The organism is Hyphomicrobium sp. B1, assembly GCF_049532635.1.
Lineage (GTDB): Bacteria > Pseudomonadota > Alphaproteobacteria > Rhizobiales > Hyphomicrobiaceae > Hyphomicrobium_B.
This window is the reverse complement of the sequence record NZ_CP134871.1, coordinates 1,673,319-1,694,165: the sequence shown is the minus strand read 5'-3', so window position 1 is coordinate 1,694,165 and position 20,847 is coordinate 1,673,319. Positions and strand designations below refer to the sequence as shown.

Annotated in this window: 18 protein-coding genes; 9 read left to right on the top strand and 9 right to left on the bottom strand. The window is 59.7% G+C overall.

Translation table 11 applies throughout. The features are described 5' to 3' along the window. Window positions 1-9: 9 nt before the first annotated feature. Window positions 10-795, bottom strand: a complete 786-nt coding sequence (locus RLW55_RS08210; protein WP_423416098.1) for an outer membrane protein — start codon at window positions 793-795, stop codon at window positions 10-12. A gap of 122 nt (window positions 796-917) precedes the next feature. Next, on the bottom strand, window positions 918-1,166 hold the full coding sequence (locus RLW55_RS08205; RefSeq protein ID WP_423416097.1) for a hypothetical protein: 249 nt from the start codon (window positions 1,164-1,166) through the stop codon (window positions 918-920). Between the two features lie 344 nt (window positions 1,167-1,510). Between RLW55_RS08205 and mgtA the strand changes: the two genes are divergently transcribed. Together mgtA and RLW55_RS08195 are read left to right on the top strand one after the other, a co-directional pair. Beyond that, window positions 1,511-4,105, top strand: coding sequence for a magnesium-translocating P-type ATPase (gene mgtA, locus RLW55_RS08200; protein ID WP_423416096.1), 2,595 nt, complete (start codon window positions 1,511-1,513; stop codon window positions 4,103-4,105). Window positions 4,106-4,310: 205 nt separating this feature from the next. Beyond that, window positions 4,311-5,030 (top strand): response regulator, encoded by a 720-nt coding sequence (locus RLW55_RS08195; RefSeq protein WP_409561128.1) that lies wholly within the window; start codon window positions 4,311-4,313, stop codon window positions 5,028-5,030. 9 nt (window positions 5,031-5,039) lie between these two features. Here RLW55_RS08195 and RLW55_RS08190 read toward each other — a convergent pair whose 3' ends face one another. Then, complete coding sequence (locus RLW55_RS08190) at window positions 5,040-6,932, bottom strand: hybrid sensor histidine kinase/response regulator (RefSeq protein WP_409561129.1); 1,893 nt, start codon at window positions 6,930-6,932, stop codon at window positions 5,040-5,042. A 182-nt stretch (window positions 6,933-7,114) separates the two neighbouring features. Here RLW55_RS08190 and RLW55_RS08185 point away from each other — a divergent pair, with 182 nt between their 5' ends. Further along, window positions 7,115-7,681 carry a hypothetical protein gene (locus RLW55_RS08185; RefSeq protein ID WP_414463998.1) on the top strand — a complete coding sequence of 189 codons (567 nt, stop codon included), beginning with the start codon at window positions 7,115-7,117 and terminating at the stop codon, window positions 7,679-7,681. A gap of 63 nt (window positions 7,682-7,744) precedes the next feature. Continuing rightward, window positions 7,745-8,134 (top strand): host attachment protein, encoded by a 390-nt coding sequence (locus RLW55_RS08180; protein WP_409561131.1) that lies wholly within the window; start codon window positions 7,745-7,747, stop codon window positions 8,132-8,134. On the opposite strand, the gene RLW55_RS08175 is transcribed toward RLW55_RS08180, so the two are convergent. Continuing rightward, the gene (locus RLW55_RS08175) at window positions 8,131-10,866 is read right to left on the bottom strand and encodes a bifunctional acetate--CoA ligase family protein/GNAT family N-acetyltransferase (RefSeq protein ID WP_423416095.1); all 2,736 of its coding nucleotides are present in this window, start codon (window positions 10,864-10,866) and stop codon (window positions 8,131-8,133) included. The two genes, RLW55_RS08180 and RLW55_RS08175, sit on opposite strands and share 4 nt — an antisense overlap. Before the next feature lie 125 nt (window positions 10,867-10,991). On the opposite strand from RLW55_RS08175, the gene RLW55_RS08170 reads away from it, so the two are divergent. The 4 genes from RLW55_RS08170 to RLW55_RS08155 all read left to right on the top strand — a co-directional run bounded on the left by RLW55_RS08170 (window position 10,992) and on the right by RLW55_RS08155 (window position 15,211). Continuing rightward, window positions 10,992-12,884: a PHA/PHB synthase family protein gene (locus tag RLW55_RS08170; protein ID WP_423416094.1), complete on the top strand. Its 1,893-nt coding sequence runs from the start codon at window positions 10,992-10,994 to the stop codon at window positions 12,882-12,884. A 96-nt stretch (window positions 12,885-12,980) separates the two neighbouring features. After that, window positions 12,981-13,394, top strand: a complete 414-nt coding sequence (locus RLW55_RS08165; RefSeq protein WP_409561134.1) for a phasin family protein — start codon at window positions 12,981-12,983, stop codon at window positions 13,392-13,394. Window positions 13,395-13,404: 10 nt separating this feature from the next. Then, complete coding sequence (locus tag RLW55_RS08160) at window positions 13,405-14,133, top strand: CBS domain-containing protein (RefSeq protein ID WP_423416093.1); 729 nt, start codon at window positions 13,405-13,407, stop codon at window positions 14,131-14,133. A gap of 94 nt (window positions 14,134-14,227) precedes the next feature. After that, entirely contained in the window at window positions 14,228-15,211 is a 984-nt protein-coding gene (locus RLW55_RS08155; protein WP_423416092.1) for a zinc-dependent alcohol dehydrogenase family protein, read from the top strand. A gap of 3 nt (window positions 15,212-15,214) precedes the next feature. Here the strand turns inward: RLW55_RS08155 and RLW55_RS08150 are convergent, their stop codons facing one another. The 4 genes from RLW55_RS08150 to RLW55_RS08135 form a co-directional block, all read right to left on the bottom strand. Continuing rightward, window positions 15,215-15,703, bottom strand: a complete 489-nt coding sequence (locus RLW55_RS08150) for a MaoC/PaaZ C-terminal domain-containing protein (RefSeq protein ID WP_423416091.1) — start codon at window positions 15,701-15,703, stop codon at window positions 15,215-15,217. 15 nt (window positions 15,704-15,718) lie between these two features. Next, window positions 15,719-16,480, bottom strand: coding sequence for an enoyl-ACP reductase FabI (gene fabI / locus RLW55_RS08145; RefSeq protein ID WP_423416090.1), 762 nt, complete (start codon window positions 16,478-16,480; stop codon window positions 15,719-15,721). 13 nt (window positions 16,481-16,493) lie between these two features. Continuing rightward, entirely contained in the window at window positions 16,494-16,733 is a 240-nt protein-coding gene (locus RLW55_RS08140; RefSeq protein WP_423416089.1) for a lipoyl domain-containing protein, read from the bottom strand. Window positions 16,734-16,897: 164 nt separating this feature from the next. Continuing rightward, the gene (locus RLW55_RS08135) at window positions 16,898-17,485 is read right to left on the bottom strand and encodes an HdeD family acid-resistance protein (RefSeq protein WP_409561139.1); all 588 of its coding nucleotides are present in this window, start codon (window positions 17,483-17,485) and stop codon (window positions 16,898-16,900) included. Window positions 17,486-18,110: 625 nt separating this feature from the next. Between RLW55_RS08135 and RLW55_RS08130 the strand changes: the two genes are divergently transcribed. After that, window positions 18,111-19,919: an OmpA family protein gene (locus tag RLW55_RS08130; RefSeq protein WP_423416088.1), complete on the top strand. Its 1,809-nt coding sequence runs from the start codon at window positions 18,111-18,113 to the stop codon at window positions 19,917-19,919. A 65-nt stretch (window positions 19,920-19,984) separates the two neighbouring features. Here the strand turns inward: RLW55_RS08130 and RLW55_RS08125 are convergent, their stop codons facing one another. Then, window positions 19,985-20,704 carry a thermonuclease family protein gene (locus RLW55_RS08125; protein ID WP_409561141.1) on the bottom strand — a complete coding sequence of 240 codons (720 nt, stop codon included), beginning with the start codon at window positions 20,702-20,704 and terminating at the stop codon, window positions 19,985-19,987. Window positions 20,705-20,847: the final 143 nt, after the last annotated feature.

The following is a 20,847-nucleotide window of genomic DNA, read 5'->3' as shown; positions in this document are numbered from 1 at the left end:
GACGAATTCTTATTTTATCGGCTCGTAAGCAGGCGCAGGAGCAGGAGCAGCTGCTGGCGCACCAAAGAGGTAGGTCAGACCGACGCGCGCAACCCAGAAGCTGTCGTCGTAACCGACACGCGCCGTACAGGTCCCTACGCAGCCGCCGCCATTAGCCGTAAACGTGTCATCCGTAGAGCCGAAATCAATGTATGATGCATCGGCGCGGAAGGCCCAGTTGTCGTTGAGGAGGTATTCGATACCGCCGCCCGCGGTCCAGCCAACCGCGGTATCGCTTTGGGTTCCGGAAAACGTCACGCCATTGAAGGCATTGCTGTTGATGGAATGATCGACTCCGCCATAGGCCAAACCACCCATCGCGAAGATGAGAAAGTTCTCGTTACCGACCAAGCCGACGCGTCCGCGCACCGTGCCGTACCAATTGATTTCCGACCCGAACGTCAGTGACCCGCCGCACGTCGGGCACGTAATGCCCGTGGTCATATCGGCGTTGAAATAGTTGATGTCGGTTTCAGCGCCGAGCAGCCAACCGTTGCACTGCCAGTTATAGCCGGCGACGCCGCCGCCGGTGAAACCTCTATCGTTGTCCTTGAGCTCGATGCCCACGTTGGTCTTCGTGCTTGCACCGCCAAAGCCAATCAGGCCGCCGGCATAGAAGCCCGAGAAAGGGCCGCCACAGGAGTTTGCAGCCGGGGGCGGCGTATAGGCATAGTCCGTCAGATCACCGCCGGCATAGGCGGAGGAGGCGCCGAGAAGACAAAAAATTCCCGCTATAAGTATTTGAAATATCTTCATAATTCGTCGCCCTTCCCCCGTCCGGAAACGCGCAAAAATCCCTGCTCTGCGCCGAGTCCCGTTCACATGCCACAAAACGTGATTCGCGAGGCTGCGTCGAGCAGGGTCGAAACTCGCTGGTGTCAATCCCCCGCCCGGGCGGCGCTTCCTGAATCATTTTCCGCCATAGCGACAGCCGCATTGCCCGCGATGATGTCGAGATCGGAAACGCCGCGCTCGACTTGAATTTGGACGGCCGCCGCCACGCGGGCGTAGGCGCCGTCATCAAGTAGTTCGTCCACATTCAGAGACAGGCCAGCGATCGCACAGGCCCTCTCGAAGGCCAATCGCATCAGCAAACGCTCATTTCTCTGCAACTCGTCGAGCGTCACTGCCTGCTCCTCGCAAAAATGCAGGCGCCTCGGCCGGGGGATGGACTTCGAGGCGCCCGCTCAGTGTCAGCCGACGCGGAGGCGGCGTCGCTGTGGGTGAAACTCTCAAGTTAGTTGCCGCTATCTACTATTAGAAGCGGCAGGCACTCGGCTCTGCGCGGCTCGGTGCACAATCACAATCGCCGCAAGTTGCATGGGGCAACATTGACCTTGCGCAAAGTTGGAGAAAGCGAAGTTTGACGATGTAGATCTCTGTCCGCATGGACGGTGCTGCGTAAGACCCGCAAGCCCTGCACCATGTGCGCTTGCGATCTGCGATGCGCTACAGTGAGAGTTTCGCAAATATGAGCGTTCCAACTCGCCCTCATCCTTTCTGGACAGAGCCGGTCGAAACGGCAATCCAATCGTTGGCGAGCAGGCCGACAGGTCTTCACACTGGCGAAGCTGCAGAGCGTTTGGCGAAGGACGGTCCAAATCTCATCGGCATCAGCGGCCACCCAAGCCTCCTTGTGAAAGCACTCCGACGCGTCGGCGAACCGATGACGGCCATTCTGTTGCTGTCTGCGGCGGTCTCCGGAACGGCCGGCGATTGGCAAAGCTTTTTCATCATCGTTCTGATTGTCGCGCTGTCGATTGCATTGGACCTTTATCAAGAGCGCGAAGCCGAGAGGGCCATCGACGCGTTGAAGAAGTCTGTTGCCGTCACGGCGACCGTGCTGCGCGACGGGCGGCCGATTGAGATGCCGGTCAAGGATATCGTTCGCGGCGATGTCGTGAAGCTGCGCGCTGGAGACCTTGTGCCGGCCGACGGCATCGTTATTGCCAGCCGCAACGCTCTGACGAACGAAGCCAGTCTGACGGGAGAACCCTATCCGTGTGAAAAGTGCGCTGCCACATGTACGAGCGTGCTGATCGCGGAAGCGCATAACGCGCTATTTGCCGGAACCAGTGTTGTCTCGGGTGAGGCGACAATGCTCGTGATGGCAACCGGCGGGGCGACAATGTTTGGCGCCATCGCAGCTTCGGTCGAGGCACGCGAACCGATGACGGCGTTCGAACGCGGCGTGCATCGGCTCGGGACTCTCATTCTCCGACTGACGGCATTTCTGGTGCTCTTCGTGCTCCTGACGCAGCTGGTGCTGCACGGGCTGTCACTCGAAAGCTTCATGTTCGCGGTAGCGCTCGCCGTCGGGCTGACGCCGGAACTGCTGCCGATGATCATGACGGTAACGCTCGCGCGCGGTGCCTTGCGCATGGCGAAGCAAAAGGTCGTGGTCAAGCGGCTTTCAGCCATCCACGATCTCGGCGCCATGAACGTGCTTTGCACGGACAAGACCGGGACGCTGACAGAAGCCAAGATCGCGTTGGTCGAGAGCATCGGAATCGATGGCAGCCACAGCGAGGCTGCTGCGAAGCTCATCAGACTCAACAGCCAATTTGCCAGCGGCGTTCGGAGCAATCTCGACGACGCGGTGATAGCCGCTCTGCCGCCTGCCGACGCAAGCTGGACATTTCTGGATGATGCACCATTCGACTTCGAGCGCCGCCGTTCATCGGTGCTTGTCGCGCACGATGGCAAACCTCAAATCATCGCCAAGGGCGCGCCCGAGATGTTATTGGCGCGGTGCTCGCAAGTTGAGCTTGCGGACGGCACGGTGCATCCGCTCGACGCAGCGCGCCGGTCCGAGCTTGATCGATTATTCGAAGCCAAGTCTCACCAAGGGTTGCGATTGCTCGGTGTCGCCCGGCGCGACGTTGGTCCAGAGTGCACGACGACCCGGCCTGAGAATGAAACGGACCTGACCTTTGTCGGCTGCGCGTCCTTCCTGGATCCCCCCAAAAGCTCGGCGACGGCGGCCGTCGCAAAGCTCCGAGGCGCGGGCGTCGCGGTAAAAATCATTTCAGGAGATGCCGCGCCGGTCGTGCTCAATCTCGTCAAGCAGCTCGATCTGCCGGCGCAGGGCATCATGTCCGGTGAAGACCTCGACGGCATCTCCGAAGTCGCACTGATCGAGAAGGTGTCGAGCAATGATCTTTTCGTACGTGTTTCCCCCGAGCAGAAGGGACGGATCGTTAGAGCGCTGCGCATGCGGGGTTTTACGGTCGGCTTTCTCGGCGACGGCATCAATGATGCGACCGCTATACACGCCGCAGACGTCGGACTATCGGTTGAAGGTGGAACCGACGTCGCGCGCGATGCTGCCGACATCATCCTGCTTCAATCCGATCTCGGTGTTCTTGCTGATGGCGTCGCCGAGGGCCGCAGGACCTATGCCAACATCATGAAATATGTTCGCATGGGGACGAGTTCGAACTTCGGCAACATGCTGTCGATGGCGCTCGCGTCGTTGATCCTGCCGTTTCTGCCACTGATGCCGCTGCAGATTCTCATCAACAACCTGCTCTACGACCTCTCCGAGATCGGTATCCCATTCGACAGCGCCGACGACACGACGCTGTCGCGGCCGCAGACCTGGGATGTCGGCTCTGTGCTCGGCTTCACGCTGATCATGGGGCCACTGTCGTCGCTGTTCGATCTGGGGACCTTTCTGATGCTGTCGCTGGTATTCAAAGTCGACGCCGATGTCTTCCGGACGGCGTGGTTCGTCGAATCAATCACGACGCAGATCCTGGTCATTTTCATCATCCGGACGGCCAAGCCATTCTGGACAAGCCGGCCAAACAGCGTTCTTGCGGCGAGTTCGATCGGGGCGCTCGCCGTGGCGATGGCCGTCGCCCTCTCGCCGCTCGGACATTTTGCAGGGTTCGTTCCGCTTCCTAGCGGGGTCCTTGCGGCCATCGCGGGAATTACCGTTGCCTATTTGGCAGCCGCCGAAACCCTGAAGCCCTATGCGCTCAAGTGGGCGCCTAAAAATTTCTGGGCAATGTCAATAAGCAAAAAGGTGGGCGGCGTTCGCTCGCATCTGAATTTCAAATAGTTACCCGCCATTAGCGGTGATCATATTGCCTGGTGGCGGCGACCGATACGGGCGCCCCGAGGGCTCTCCAAGCGGCGAAGCGACACTTCCTGCTCGAGGAATTTTTGCGTATATCCAACATCTACTCGTCGCAGTCATAGCGATGGGGCGCCTGAACCCTGATCGGGCGCTGCTTGGAAGATCGACAGAAATCCGGGGATCGGGCGTGACGACTGAAATTCTCGTTATCGATGATGACCCGGAGATCAGGCTGCTGTTGCGGACGTGCTTTGAGCGCGAAGGTTATCTGGTCTCCGAGGCCGGAGATGCTACCGACGCTCGGGCGGCCTTGGCAAAGGGCGGCGTCAGCCTCGTTACACTTGATCTGACGCTCGGCCGGGACGACGGCCTTAGTCTTGCGCGTGAAATTCGCGCCAACGGCGACATTCCGATCGTCATGGTCTCTGGAAAAGGCGATGCCGTCGATCGTATCGTTGGGCTAGAACTCGGAGCCGACGATTACATATCGAAGCCGTTCAACTTACGAGAGGTCCTTGCCAGGGTACGCGCGGTACTGAGGCGCCATGATGCGAGCCCGTCCGGCGCTCCGGCGCCGCAGGCGAAGCATGAGGTCTATCACTTCGGCTGCTGGGCCTTGGATATAACCAGCCGCGAATTGAAGGATTCAACCGGCGGCGTGCGCGAGCTCACGACAGGCGAGTTCAATCTACTCGAAATATTCATCCGGCGGCCGCATCGGGTCTTGTCGCGGGACGAGATCATGGACTTGCTCAAAGGGCACGACTATTCGCCGCTCGATCGCTCCATCGACGCGCTGGTCAGCCGTTTGCGCAAAAAAATCGACGATGACGGATCCAAGTCCGCCCAGATCAAATCGGTGCGTGGCATCGGGTATATGCTGGCGATAGACGTCCGGCGCGGCTGAGGATCGCGCTCAGGACGACGGCGCAGCAGCTTTCTTGTCGAGGACCGCGCGAAGGATGTTTGCCAAATCCTTCTGAGCATATGGCTTGCGCAAAATCGCCCATGTCTCATCGCCCGATGCTGTGGTCCCTGCGATCTCTTCGGCGAACCCGGTCGTCAGGATAACCGGCAGTCCTGGACGATTTGCTGCGATCCATTTGCCGAGGTCGATCCCTGTCATGCCGCCCGGCATCATGATGTCGGTGAAGACCAGATCGACGGCCAGGCCTCCCTTCAACGCTTCCTTCGCCTCCGCGCCAGTGACGCATTCGACGACGCGGTAGCCGAGGCGTTCGAACCGCTTCACCGTCAGGGCGCGGACGTCGCGATTGTCCTCGACGACGAGCACCGTCTCGCCGGTGGCTTCGTGCGCCTCCGAAGCAGGCGACGACTGCTGGGCATTTTTGGCATCGACGCTGCGCGGCAAATAGAGATTGATGGTCGTGCCGGTGCCCGGCTCGCTGTAGATCGTGATGTTGCCTTGCGACTGCTTCACAAAGCCGTAGATGGTGCTGAGACCGAGGCCGGTGCCACGACCTGGCGGCTTGGTCGTGAAGAACGGCTCGAACACACGGTGCAAGGTTTCTTTCGTCATGCCGATGCCGTTGTCAGAGACGGAAATGCGAACGTATTCGCCAGCGGTCAGCGGGCCTTCAAAGCCGATTTCTCCCTCTTCGAGCGTCGCGTTGTCAGTCCGGATCGTGAGCTTGCCGCCGTCGGGCATCGCATCGCGAGCGTTGATCGCGAGATTGATGACAGCGGCTTCCACCTCGCCGGCATCGACGCGCGCCAGCCACAGATCGGGCGCCAGATGGGTTCGCAATTCGATCGTGTCGCCGAGCGTTCGCCGCAGCAATTCGGTCATGCCGCGAACCTGTTCGTTGAGATTGATCACCTCGGCGGCAAGCTGACGGCGGCGCGCAAACGTCAAGAGACGATTGGTCAATCGCGCGCCAGAGTCAGCGGCACGCGCCGCGCGCGTCAGAAGCTCGTGATCCTGCGGATTGGTGATTGTCTCTTCAAGCAGCTCCAAATTTCCGGAGATGATGGTCAGCAGATTGTTGAAGTCGTGAGCGATGCCGCCGCTGAGCTGGCCGATGGCTTCCAGCCGCTGCGATTTCAGCGCGGCTTCTTTCTGTTTGATGTCCGAAGTCATGTCGCGAAAGAGACCGACGACCGCGACGCGCGAACCATCGGCGCCAACGATATCGGCCACGTGACCTTGGCCTGGAAACCTCGTCCCGTCGCGCCGCCGGAGCGACGTCAGGATGGTCCGGCTGCCCGTGCTGTCGGCCTGATCATCCTCGAGTTTGTGAAAATCATGCGGATCGGCAAAAAGGTTCGACAGATCGGATATCATGGCTTCATCGGACGTGTACCCGAACATGCGTGTCGCCGCCGGATTGACGAGAATGATCTCTCCATCCGGGGACGAAATGACGAGCGCTTCCGGAACGTGATCGAAGACAGCCTGAAATAGCAGAGACTGACGGTCGATCTCGGCCTGCAATCGCGCACGCGCACTCAGATCGTTGATGATACCGGAGAAGAATTTCCGGCCACCGACCTCGAACATGCCCACCGAAAGATGGATCGGAAAAACGGTGCCGTCCTTGTGCAGACCCTGCACCTCGCGGCCGACGCCGATGATCCTTTTTTCGCCGGTCGTCAAATGGCGCTGAAGATAACTGTCGTGTTGGGACTGATACGGCTCCGGCATCAGCATATTGATCGGCTTGTTGAGCATCTCGTCGGCGGAATAGCCAAACATTTGTTCGGCGGCCGGATTGACGCTTTGGATGCGGCCTGAACTGTCGATTGCCAGGATCGCAGCGACCGCCGACTCCAGGATCGCCTTTAGCATGGCAGACCTTGATATGACTGGTTCTTCCTGATCCACTCTAATGCCTCAATGCCTTGCAATCCAGATGTTGCGATCCGCGGATCGGGATGACGTGTCCCCGTGCGTCCCAGCCATCGACTGATCTCGGTCAAAGCAGTTTCGTGACAATTCCACGAAATTCGAGACATCCGATTGGAGACGTTATGGCTACCAACAACCGCCCCTACATGGCAGGAACGACAGACAGTGAGCACCCGGCGGCGCGCTTTAAAGCAGATTGCGCTCTGCAGCTCGACATCTGCAAGTCCCTGCTAGCTGTGGCCGATAGCCTACCTGGATCGCTGAATACAACAACAATCGACATCCTGTCGAAATTGTTGCAATCGACATGGGCAGCGCATCTAAAGCTGCAGGACGAAGTTATCGTGCCGCTCATCGCCCGGCGCCATGAAGCTATTTCCGATGTGTGCAGATGTTTCACACCGCTGACCCGACAGCATATCGAGATCTCGGGCATTAATGACGAACTGGCTGAATGTTTCGACATGATCGCTAAGGGCGAGCCGGTCGAGAGCAGCATGCTGGGATTTTTAATCCGCAACGCAGCAGAGCGGCGGCATGAGCATGTCGAATGGGAAAAAACCCTGCTCGGGCCTCTTCTGCCCAAGACCTTAACTCCCGCGGAGCGCCAAGTTTATTGGGGCTGGGCGGCCGCCAATCCGTGGCCCTACGAAGGTTTCAAAGTCCTTACTATGAGCAACCTCAATTGATCGAGGTCAATTCGGACTGCCGCCCCGACGCCTGATCATTGGGACTGGGGAAGGGCAGCAATAGTGAAACGTACCTGGATCTTAATTGCGGACAGCAGCGGCGCGCGGATTCTCGAAGCGCTCGGGAACAGTCGTGCATTTTTCGAGCACGCCGTCGGGGACGGACGCTATCCATACCGGTCGGACCCCGCGCCTCAGGAAGAGCGACCGAGAGTAACCAAGGCGCTCGATGGGCTGTTTGCTAGCCAGCTCAGCACCATGTTGGCAAACCGACTCAAAAGCCGCTCGTTCGACAGGCTGGTTCTCGTCGCTCCGACGGTGATGCTGGGCAAGCTTCGCAAAATGATCAGCCCCGCCGTTCGCGAGACCGTCATCGCCGAGATCGAGATGGATTTGACCAACGTCCCGACAAGCGAGATCGCACAACACCTAGCCGACGTCTCCCTGTTCTAGGACGACGTCTTTTCAGGCGTCTTTTGTACCGCTTCGACGGCTGGCACTTTGAGCGCCGATGCCGCCGGATGCCAAACGACCTCGCGGATCGACGAGTCGCCATCGTAGGGCCGCGTTTCGAAACCGAGGTCCCTCGCCATGTCGAGCATATGGGTATTGGCCACGTTGACGAGGCCGTAGATCTGCTCGACGCCTTCGTGCTGGGCGTAGCTCAACAAGGCTGACATCAATTGCCAGCCGAGGCCGTGGCCGTGGAGATCGGACCGGACCAGAATACCGAATTCGCCACGCGTCTGATCCGGTTCGAGGACAAGGCGCGAACCGCCGATCATTTCATTCGTTTTCGCGTCGATTGCGACGAATGCCATTTCGCGGGCGTAGTCGATTTGCGTCAACGACGCGAGGAACGGGTGCGGGAATGTCTTACGGCCGGTAAAGAACCGTAGCCGGACATCTTCCTCGGAGATCTGCGAAAAGAACTTAGCAAAAGCCGGCTCATCTTCGGGGCGCACGGGCCGAATGAGAACTTTGCCCACCGGATTGATTGAAATCTCTCGTTCAAGGTGAGCGGGATAAGGCCTTATGGCGAGCGGCAGACGCGGGTTCGCGTCTTCGTTTGCAAGCTTCATGCGCGCGTCGATCGCGATCACGCCGTCTTTGTCGACGAGCAGCGGATTGATATCGAGTTCGCGAATCTCCGGGTGGTCGACGATGAGGTCGCTAATGCGAACGAGCGTGTCGGCAATTGCGTCCATGTCGGCAGGAGCGTGATCGCGATAGCCCTTCAGCAGCCGAGAAATCCGCGTTTCGCAGATCATCTGGTGCGCGAGATGCATATCGAGCGGCGGCAACGCCATTGCGCTATCGCGCAGCACTTCGACCGCAACACCGCCTGCACCGAAGAGAAGCATCGGACCGAAAGTCTGGTCGACGCTCATACCGACAATCGTCTCAAGCGCATCCGGCCGCTTGACCATCGGCTCAACCGTGAAGCCGTCGATCCGGGCTTTCGGCAATTTGGCCTTGATCTTCGCCAGCATATCGACCGCCGCTTGTTCGGCGGCTGCCTCGCTTTCAAGGTTCAGGTGTACGCCACCGACGTCCGATTTATGCGAGATGTCGGGCGAGGCGATCTTGATGACGCACGCGTCGTTGTTTTTCAGAATGCCGGCCGCGACAGAGCGAACGGCCGCTGGATCGGACGCCAGAACTGCCTTGTCCGTCGGAATGCCATACGCTGCCAGGATCGTCTTGGTTTCGAGCGCCGACGCGACAGTTCTGCCGCTTTCGAGAATCTTTCGGATTTCCCGACCGGCAGATCGCGAGTGATACTTGTGGTCGCCAGCCGCGATTTGTGGCGTCCGCATTAGCTCAGTCTGCGAGCGTGCGTGATCGACGAGTTGCATGAACCCGGTGATGGCGGCGGATGTCGATTCGAATGTCGGGATCTTGTTTGCTTTGAAAAGCGCACGTGCTTCGCGGACGGCACCGTCGCCGAGCCAGCACGCCATGACTGGCTTATCCGCGACCAGCTCCGAATGTGCAGCAACCGTGTCGACGACAGCCTTAGCCGCGTCGGTCGCAGATACCGTCGCCGTCGGACAGTGAAGAACGAGAACCGCATCGGAATCGCGATCGTGCAGCAGTGCCTCAAGCGCGTCTGCGTAGCGCTTCGTTCCGGCGTCGCCGATGATATCTACGGGGTTCCCGCGCGACCACGTCGGCGGGAGTACGCGGTTGAGCGCTTCGATCGTATCGGGTCCGAGCACCGCCAGCGTGCCTTTCCAGTCCTGCAGTTCGTCAGCGGCCAAGACACCTGCACCGCCGCCGTTCGTCAGAATCGCCAACCGGTCGCCGCCGAGCCGCGGCACATGCGACAAGGTCTCGGCTGCCGCGAAGAGATCGTCGAGCGTTAGGACGCGCAGGATGCCTGAACGGCGGAAAGCAGCATTGTAAGCGGCGTCGGAACCGGCCAAGGCGCCGGTGTGCGATAGCGCAGCGTGGGCGCCGCCAGCGTGACGGCCGGTCTTGACGACAACGACGGGCTTGAGGCGCGCGGCCCGGCGTGCGGCTGAAATGAACTTCGGCGCGTGGGTAACGGCTTCGACGTAGAGAAGAATGGCGCGGGTGTTAGCGGCGGTTGCAAGATAGTCCAGCATATCGCCCAGGTCGATGTCGGCCATCTCACCGAGCGAGACGACGTGCGAAAAGCCGATTCCGCGGCCGGCAGCCCAGTCGATAACGGCCGTCACCAAGGCACCCGATTGCGAAACGAACGCCAAGTCTCCGGCGAGTGGCGCGCGATGAGCGAAACTGGCATTCAGGCCAATGTTCGGGACCATCAGTCCGATGCAGTTCGGACCGAGGATACGCAGGCAATTCGGCTGTGCAGCCGCAATCATCGCCTTTTTCTGCTCACCCATACCGGCCGCAAGTACGATTGCAGCTCGCGTTCCCTTGGCGCTCAGCTCCTCGATAAGGCCAGTGATAGTACCGGGCGGTGTCGCCAGCACAGCGAGATCGGGCGCTTCCGTCAGGTCGGCAACAGTTGAGTAGCAACGGCGGCCGTCGATATCGCGGTATTTGGGGTTTACGAGGCTGATCGGACCTTTGAAGCCACCCTCAAGCAGGTTCTTCAAAACGGTCGCGCCCACTGACCCTGGACGCTTGCTGGCTCCAATTAATGCAACCGAGCGCGGCGCGCACAGGTAGTTCAAATTGCGAACAGTCATCAGCCCCAATCCTTAATCAAGGTCATGCCCATGTCCATTAAGTGACCGCGCGACCTACTGTTCTGATCTGAATCAATAATCTCTCGCAATTGCTCACTTGCGCTGCGTCAATGAGATTTAATGCAATGAGCGTATCAAAGCCGCGGGATAAATCGAGCAAAGAGGGCATTTTCGTGCATATGCCAACCAACGTGCAAAATGCTCTTCCGCCGCCGCATTCGAACGCAACCGCACTTCTAACCGATCAGTCGGGAACGCGATCCGAAGCGGCAAAATTTAAGCCCACGTCGCTGCCCACCCCCGAGCAGCCAGAACTTGATCGCTACGTCCATTACCTGATCGCACGAATGACCGGCGGGCTCTCTCCCGCCGCTTGCGCCGAAGCTTTCGTCGACTGGGGCTCGCACATGGCGGTGTCGCCAGGGCTGCAGCTCGAATTGATGGGTGAAGGCATCCGCCAGTGGATGCGGCTGCTAGCATTCACGCAGCAAGCTATGGGCAGCAATGCGGCCGTGCCGCCGAGTGTCGAACCGCAACCGCACGATCATCGCTTCGTCTCTGACGGTTGGAAGCAGTATCCCTTCAATGTTTTCGCGGAAGCCTTTTTGCTTGGTGAAGAATGGTGGCATTCGGCAACCACACGCGTTCGCGGCGCTGAAAAGCAGAGCCTCAATCGCGTCGATTTCATCACACGCCAGATGCTCGACGTTTTTGCTCCGGCAAACTTCGTCGCGACCAACCCGGACGTGCTTTCCCGCACGCAGTCGGAAGCCGGGCTCAATCTGCTTCGCGGCTATTCGAACTATCTCGATGATGTGAAGCGCCTGCGCTCGCGGGAGGCTCCCCCGGGAGCAGAGAAATTCAAGGTCGGCGAAACGGTTGCCGTGACTCCCGGAAAGGTCGTCTATCGCAACCACCTCATTGAGCTGATCCAATATGAGCCGACCACGGAGACCGTACATGCCGAGCCGGTTCTGATCGTACCGGCGTGGATCATGAAGTATTATATTCTCGATCTCAGGCCCGAGAACTCGCTGGTCAAATATCTCACCGCGCAAGGCTTCTCGGTCTTTATTATTTCATGGCGCAATCCGGACGCGGGTGATCGCAATCTGGGCTTCGCTGATTATCGGCGCCTTGGCGTGATGGCGGCAATCGATGCGATCACACGGATCGTCGGCGATCGCAAAATCCATGCGACGGGTTATTGCCTCGGCGGCACGCTGCTTTCCGTTGCAGCTTCCGCCATGGCCAACGAGAATGACGATCGCCTCGCGACCCTGACGCTGCTCGCCGCGCAAGCCGATTTTCGCGAGGCCGGCGAATTGACGCTCTTTATCGACGAGAGCCAGATCACGCTGCTCGAAGACATGATGGCCGAGCAGGGCTTTCTCGATAGCGCGCAAATGGCTGGCGCTTTTCAGTTGCTGCGATCGAACGATCTGATCTGGTCGCACGTCGTCAACGATTATCTGCTCGGCGAGCGGCAGCCCGTTTTCGATCTGCTCGCGTGGAATTCTGACGCGACGCGAATGCCGTACCGGATGCATTCGGAATATCTGCGATCGCTGTTCCTCAACAACGATTTTGCCGAGGGACGTTTCAAGGTCGACGGCCGCACCATTGCGCTGACCGATCTCCGTGTGCCGATTTTCGCGATCGGCACCGAGACCGACCACGTCGCACCGTGGCGGTCCGTTTATAAATTCAACATCTTGAGCGATACCAGCGTGACGTTCCTGCTGACAAGCGGGGGCCACAATGCCGGCATCGTCTCGCCGCCCGGCACACCGCACCGCAGCTACCGGATGGCAACCAAGCTTGCAAACGACAAGTTCGTCGATCCCGACACGTGGTATGCAACGACGTCGAAGACAGAGGGGTCGTGGTGGACTGCATGGGCCGAATGGCTCGCCCGCATGTCGACCGGAATAGTCGATCCGCCGTCGATGGGCTCGCCGGAGAATGGGTTGAAGCCTCTGTGCCCGGCCCCTGGCACATACGTACTGCAAAGGTGATGTCCAGGCGTTTCCTGTCTTGACCTTCGTCAAAGCGCTGGAATGGCCGAGGACGAAAATCCATCATTTCACGGCGCAAGCATAGGAGTGAAGAGCATGCTTGATCGACCTGCCAGAAACGACATGAACACACAGGTTCCGGCACCCGGCATCGCGCCGATGCTCAACGCCTTCAATCCGATGACGGCCTATATGGCCTTCTGGGGAGGACCCGCGCTTCAGCTCGGTGGCCAAGTGGCGCAAAGCTGGCTGCATTTTCTCGGTTCCCGCTGGATGAAGGACATGAGATTTCCGCAGCAAGTCGCGGGCTGCAAGACAGCAGACGATGTGGTGGCCGCCGCTGCCGAGTTCTGGCAACAGGCGTCGAAAGATTATTCGTCTGAGTTCAATCAGCTTGCCGATTTGACGTGGACTGCCACGCGGACGGCGTTCGACGGCGCGGGTACATTTACCTCGAAAGATTGCAGTTGTTCCGGTAAATGTGCGTCTCACCCGGCCGGCACTGCGTAGGAGAAGCGTCATGAAAGCCAGCGACGTAATGACGACGAAGGTCATCTCCATTCGCCCCGATGCAACGCTCACCGAGATGATCAAGCTGATGCTCGATCACAGGATAAGCGGCCTGCCGGTCGTTTCCGACGATGGCAAACTCGTCGGCGTCGTCACCGAAGGCGATTGTCTTCGCCGGGCCGAGACCGGCACGGAAGTGAAGCGCTCGTTCTGGCGCGATTTGCTGACGGGCTCGGAGACGCTTGCCAACGAATACATTCGCACGCACGGCCGCAAGGTCTCAGAGGTGATGACTGGCGATCCGATCAGTGTTTCGCCCGATATGGAGCTCAGCGAAGTCATCCATATCATGGAGAAGAACCGGATCAAGCGCGTGCCGGTCGTGAAAGACGGCACGGTTGTCGGCATTCTGAGCCGCGCGAACTTGCTGCAGACGTTGTCGGGCCTCGTGCGCAGTACGAGCGTCGACGACAGCGATACAGACATCCGCAAAAATGTCATCACGGCGCTCGGAACCCTGCCCTGGGCTGCAAACGAATTTCTGAACGTCACTGTCAAGGATGGCGTCGTCGATCTCTGGGGCTGTTATACAGCCTATCGACAGGACGAAGCGGCCGTTGTCGCCACTGAGAACGTTCCCGGCGTCAAACAGGTGCGCAATCACCTGTCCTGGGTCGATCCGATGTCCGGCACAGTCGTCTACTCGCCGGACGAAAAGGCATCTCTGGCTCGCGCGTAAATCGAGTTGACCGCGTGCCGCGCGATTGATGCCCATGCGATGGTCGCGTAGAATTGCGATCATCGCTCATTCGTTTCCGAAAGATAGTTCGCTAATGAAAGCCATGGTCTTCCGAGCCGTCGGAGAGCCTCTGACCCTCGAAGAAAGACCTGACCCGCAACCCGGAAAAGGCGAGATCCGCGTTCGAGTCGAAGCATGTGCGGTTTGCCGGACGGACCTGCACGTCATCGATGGCGATCTTCCCGATCCCAAGCATCCCGTTATTCCAGGGCACGAGATCGTCGGCATCGTCGATGCACTTGGCGCAGACGTTCACGACCACAAAATCGGCGAGCGTGTCGGCGTGCCGTGGCTCGGCCACACGTGCGGGCACTGTCCCTATTGCCTCGCAGAGCGCGAGAACCTGTGCGACTTTCCGCTTTTCACCGGTTACACGCGTGACGGCGGATTTGCCACGCATGTGATCGCCGATGCGGACTTCGCCTTTGCGATGCCGGGTTTCAGCGATCCCGTTGCCGCAGCGCCGCTGATGTGCGCGGGCCTGATCGGCTGGCGGTCGTTACGCATGGCAGGCGACGGCAAGCGTATCGGACTCTATGGCTTCGGCGCGGCGGCGCACATCATCGCGCAGGTCATCATCTGGCAGGGACGCGAGGTTTACGCATTCACGCGAGCGGGCGACAACCAAGCGCAGGACTTCGCGCGCGCGCTCGGTGCGGTATGGGCCGGCAGCTCAGACGACATGCCGCCTAACGAACTGGACGCCGCAATTATTTTTGCGCCTGTCGGCAGCATCGTTCCAGCGGCACTCAAGGCGGTCCGCAAAGGCGGCCGCGTCGTCTGCGGCGGCATTCACATGAGCGACATTCCGCAGTTTCCCTACGATATTCTATGGGAAGAGCGCGAGATCCGGTCGGTCGCCAATCTCACGCGCCAAGATGCGCACGAGTTTCTCGACATCGCGCCGAAGGCTGGAGTCCATACGACGACGACCGTCTATCCGCTCGCTCACGCCAATGAAGCGCTTGCCGACTTGCGGGCCGGACGTTTCTCCGGCGCCGCCGTTCTTGTTCCCTGATGCTTATTGCGCCGGGCCGTCGAGAACCTCGACCTGGGGGAGCGCGACGCGTGGGCGCGAGATCTTTTCAGTCGGCGCCATGACGGTCGCGACACCGGTGATAACCTCGTCGCCCATCTGATTGACCACCTTACAATCAAGATTGACGCGGTTGTTCTTCGGCATTTTCTCGGAGACCGTCAGTGTGACCGTCAGGGTATCGCTGACGCGCACCGGATGCCGAAACTGCAGCGTCTGGTCGAGATAGATCGTGCCAGGGCCAGGCAGCTTCGTACCCAACACCGTCGAGATCAATGCCGCACCGAGCATACCGTGCACCACGACGCCATGAAAAATATCGCTCTTCGCGAATTCGGGGTCGACGTGCGCGGGGTTGACGTCTCCGGACACCGCAGCGAACAGCTCGATATCGCGGTGGGTCAACGTCCGCACGAGGCTGGCGCTATCGCCGACCTTGAGTTCGTCGAAAGTGCGATTGGTCAACGTCTCCATGAAGTCTCCTTGGCGCTATCCGAGAATGTGATAGCCGCCGTCGATGTATTCGAGATTGCCGGTGAGCGCTTTGGCGTTATCGTCCGCCAGGAACGCAGCGACGTTGCCGACATCGTCGATCGAGACGAGTTGATGGTCGGGCATGCGCTCGCGCGTACGATCCAGCAGCTCATCGAAGCGATCAATACCGGACGCAGCACGGGTTTTCAGCGGTCCCGGCGACAGGGCGTGAACGCGAATGTTCTTTTTGCCAAGCTCGGCCGCCATATAACGCACCGAGGATTCGAGCGCGGCCTTCACCGGCCCCATCAGATTGTATTCGTCGACGACCTTTTCCGAGCCGTAGAAGGTGACGGTCAGCAGACAGCCGCCGTCCTTCATCAGAGGTTCGGCGAGATGCGCCATGCGAATGAAGGAGTGGCAGGAAACGTCCATCGCGAGTGAGAACCCGGCCTGCGAGCAATCGACGACGCGGCTGTGGAGATCATCCTTCGGCGCAAAGGCGATGGAGTGCAGCAGGAAGTCGAGCTTGCCCCACTCTTTTTCGATGCGCGCGAACACCGCTTCGAGCTGGCCGGGCTCGCGCACGTCACAAGGGACGATAATCGGGCTTTTGAGCTCTTCGGCGAGCGGGCGAACGTAAGGTTCGGCCTTGGCATTCAGATAGGTGATTGCGAGATCGGCGCCGGCGTTACGAAAAGCTTTCGCGCACCCGTAGGCGATGCTGTGTTCGTTGGCGATGCCGACGACAAGGCCCTTTTTTCCAGTGAGCGACATGCGGCGTCTCACCTCACTCGGACAGAGTTGCGATCAAAGCGCCTGGATCGACGACACTATTTTCGCCGGCTACGATGGTGATACGACCATCCAAGGGCGCAGTAATCTCGTGCAGGGCATCCTCGATGCGGACGACCGCGATGCCGTGTCCGGCCGCGACGCTTGCGCCGTCGGGGACAAGCCAGCGCACGAGCGTGCCTTCCGGGAAGATGCTTGAGGCCCACAGGGCTTCGTCAATTTTGATGTCAGACATGTCAGCTCCGATTGCCCCTCGGCGATGATGTTGTTTTTTCGCCGGGCGGGCGCACTCTTGCTGCACCTGCGTACAATTATAATGATCTTGGTCAAAAAAATTCGCTGCATCGCAAAAGACGATGCAGCGAAAAAGCACAATATATTTTTCTGAATTTGTCCGCGTTACGCGACCGGCTCGATCTTGCGAGCCTGCAGCGCCATCGCGATCAGGGCGAAGCCGCCGAAGATCATGTTGATGCCGACGAGCAGACCGATCGCCCATGCCGCCGATGACGGCAGGCCGAAGAAGATCATGGCGCCGAGCACCAGATCGACTATGCCGCTCAACAACATCATGACCCAGGCACCGGGAAGCTCGTTGCGATGTTCGAGCGCGAACATAACTGACGCGATGCCTTCAAGGATAAAGAAGGCGACGAGCACAATCGTCAGCGAAACGGCGCCTGTGGCGGGCGAAAAGAGCAAAATGAGACCGGCACCGATGCCAATGATGGCCGATAGCAACGACCACCAGAAGCCTGGCATGGGGCGCATGGAAAATGTCGTAAAGAGGCCGGCGATTCCGCTGAAGAGAAGGAGCCAGCCGATAAAGAACGTGACTGTGAGGGTCGCGATCGGCGGCACTATGATCGCTGCCGTGCCGAGAACGACGAGAACAATCCCTTCGATAAGGAACATTTTCCAATTCTCGTGAAGCGACGTTACGAGCGCCTGCCTCATACGGCGGACGTCTGATGGATCGAATGACATTTTCAAGCTCCTGTCTGGGCGGGTAACGCAGCAAGCACGGGCACTAATCTTACGATAGTTCGCGACTTGGTGCCGTACCAAGCGTGCAAAGTCGTGAATGTCTTACGACCGAGCACATTAAAATCCGCACTTGGCGTTGATCCGCCGCAACGCACTGCACCGCACAGATGCGCAGAGAACGGCGCTAATGATCGTTAAACGGTGCGAAAGAAAAGTTGTAGAGGCCGGACGCAGCTTTGCTGCTTCAAAGCATGCCCGCGAGCAGCGCGTCGCGTTCGTTCTCATGCCTTCTCAAGCCCCCTCCAATCCGGACCGAGCGAGCCGTGGTCGGCGTGGCCATCGCCCGCTTTTGTCGAAGCCGTGAGCGAGTTACGCGCCGTGCATTAATCCGCACTCTGATTTTAGCGACGGCTAAAGCCGCCAACCGCTGCCGATTTTTATTCGCCATGATTTGGCCGCAACCTATTCACGTTCGCTTCATACGGCTGCCCTTATCCGCCTGGGCTTCGAGAATAGATTGCCGACGGCACAATTGCCGTGAAAGCGCGACGCCGACGTACTAACGACTAAACGGAAATCGATTCGCAGCGTTCGACCAGGACGCGACAAAATTCGAGGAAATGCCATGAACTCCAGCCGACACGCTGCTCTCGCCGCTGCGTCGCTTCTAACGGCACTGACGGTCACGCCCGCAGTCGTCATGGCGGACGATCAGCGGCCGCCTAACAAAGAAGATAAAATCAAGAGGCACGAAAAGGAAGGCAACGGCGGCCAGAATCAATGGCAGCAGGGCAAGCCGCAGGGGCAACCCGGAAAGCCTCAAGGGCAACCGAAGAATTTCGGCCAGCAAGGTGGGCGTCCGGAGAAGCACGGCAACCCGGCATTCGGCCAGCAGCAGAAACAGCCAAACGCGCAGCGGAAGAACTTCGGAAATGGCGGCGCTGGAGGAAATCCGAATGCGTTCGGCAAGCCGAAGCCGCCACAGCCACCGGTCGTGAATAAGGCGGTGGTACCGCAGCAGCAGCCACAACAGCGCCCCAAGCATCAGAATGCGGGCCAGCAGAACTTCAACAACCAGTTCGGCGGCCCAAACAAAGCACCGAACAATGCGCCGCCGCAGAGGCCGCAGAACCAGCAAGGCTGGAAGCGCGTCACGCCGGGCACGCAGCCTGCACCCGTCGTCAATCCAGGCCAGCCGAACAAGCCGCAGAACCAGCAGGGCTGGAAGCGCGTCACTCCGGGCACGCAGCCCGCGCCGGTGGTCAATCCGGGACAACCGAACAGGCCGGTAACGCCCAATTTCGCTGCGCCGAACAAGCGACCGCAAACGGCAGCCGAAGCCAAGCGGCGTTTCGAGGCGATGCGCGGCCAACGCAAAGAGATGAAATTCGATGGCGGCAAAGGCGTCGTTATCGAAGAGCCGGGTAAGCGCCGGATCTACCGCGAGAACAATCGCGTCTTCATTCAACACGACGATACCGAGCGGCTGCGGCGTGTCGCGCCGAACGCCCGCTTCGAACGCGGAAAAGGCGGTACGAACGTCGCCGTGATCGACCGCCCAGGCGGTTATAAGATCTATTCGGAGACGGATGCCAACGGCCAGCTCATTCGCCGGTATCGCCGTGGACCCGACGGGCGCGACTTCATCATCATCGACAATCGTCGCCGCCGTCATGACAACTTCGGCAGAAATCTCGCGGCCGGAATCGGCATCGGTGTCGGCGTCGTTGCTGGGGCCGCCATCCTGAATTCGGTGCTCGACGTGCCGCCGCCGCGTGTCACCATTCCGCGCGACGAGTACATCGTCGATTACGAACGCGCGAGCGACGAAGACGTTTACGAGGCACTGAGCGCACCGCCGGTCGAAGATTTCCGTGGGGGATATACCCTCGATGAAATCCGGGCGACGGCTGCGCTTCGCGACCGCATGCGCCGCGTGGACCTCGACGACATCACGTTCGATTTCGGCTCGTGGGAGGTCAATCCGAGCGAGTACGGTAAGCTCGACCGGATCGCGCGCGCCATGCTCCGGATCATCCATCGGCATCCCGATGAGGTGTTCATGATCGAAGGCTATACGGATGCTGTCGGCTCGCCGGAGGACAACCTTTCGCTCTCCGACCGGCGCGCGGAATCCGTTGCGGAAGTGCTGACGCAGCAGTTCCAGATCCCCTTTGAGAACCTGACGACGCAAGGCTATGGCGAAGAATATCTGAAGGTGCCGACCCAGGCTCCCGAGCGGCTCAATCGTCGTGTCGCCGTTCGCCGGATCACGCCGCTTCTGGCTCGCGGAAACGCCGGCGCGCCTCCTCCTCCGCCGCCGCAGGGCTCTGGCCAATATGACGACGGCCCTGGCGGTCCTGGTGATGGCGGACCGGACGATGGCGGTCCCGATGACCAGGGTTACGATGGCCCACCGCCCGGACGTAACTAAAGGTTCTCGACGATCACTGCTCCCGCCGCTGCAAAGCGGCGGGATTTCTTTTGGACGCGCCGTTGCTAATTCGCCGAGGCTGGCCGCCATCCCGCTTCGATGGCTTCCTGCTCAGAACAGAACCAACGCTTGCCTTTGCCGGGTTCCATCTTGACCCGGTCGTACCAAGGATCCCACGGCATATGAAAGATGCGGCCGCGGGATGAGACGTTTCCCTTGATCGCGCAGCCTTTGGGCGCGCTCGTTTCGGCGACCTGCCATTCGTTGTGGCGGAAATCCCAAGGTGCTTCCGCGGCACCTTGCCAAACGCCGACCCTGGCGCTCCGCGCCTCCGTTTCGACGGCGACGTATCTTTTCGAGTAGCGGACGAACGCCCAGGCAAGTCCGACGCGGACCATGGCCTCATCGATATCGACGCCATCCGCAAAGCAGGTCGCGAGCACGCGCCGATAACGATCGGTGCCTTTGCGTTCGCACATCAAGTCCCGATGTTCGGCGAGCTTGCGCAGCATCGCGGCGGCGGCAACGCCGCAGTTCCACGTCTCACCCGATGCTGTTTGGCACGTCTGCGCTATTTCAGGCGCGTCGATGCCTTCGAGACGGATGCGGGTCGCGCCAACATCGAGCGTGTCACCATCGACGACATGGCCGATACCCGAGACGATCGCGGGTTGGCCGTCGTCGCCGGGCAACGCATGCACGACGAGCGGAAACAGTGCGATAACGAGCGTCGCAACGCCAACGCTCGTACGCGAGGGGTGCCGGACAGGCGATTTAATGAACATTTGGCGAACATCGCGCTCGGCGGTGTCGCAACATGGGCGTCGTTATGGTGATTTCTTGCTGTTTCACGAGTCGATACAACGCGCGAGGATGCTCATGAGACGGGAGCGTTCCGCCTCGGCCGTTGGACTTCGCAGCGTGTCGA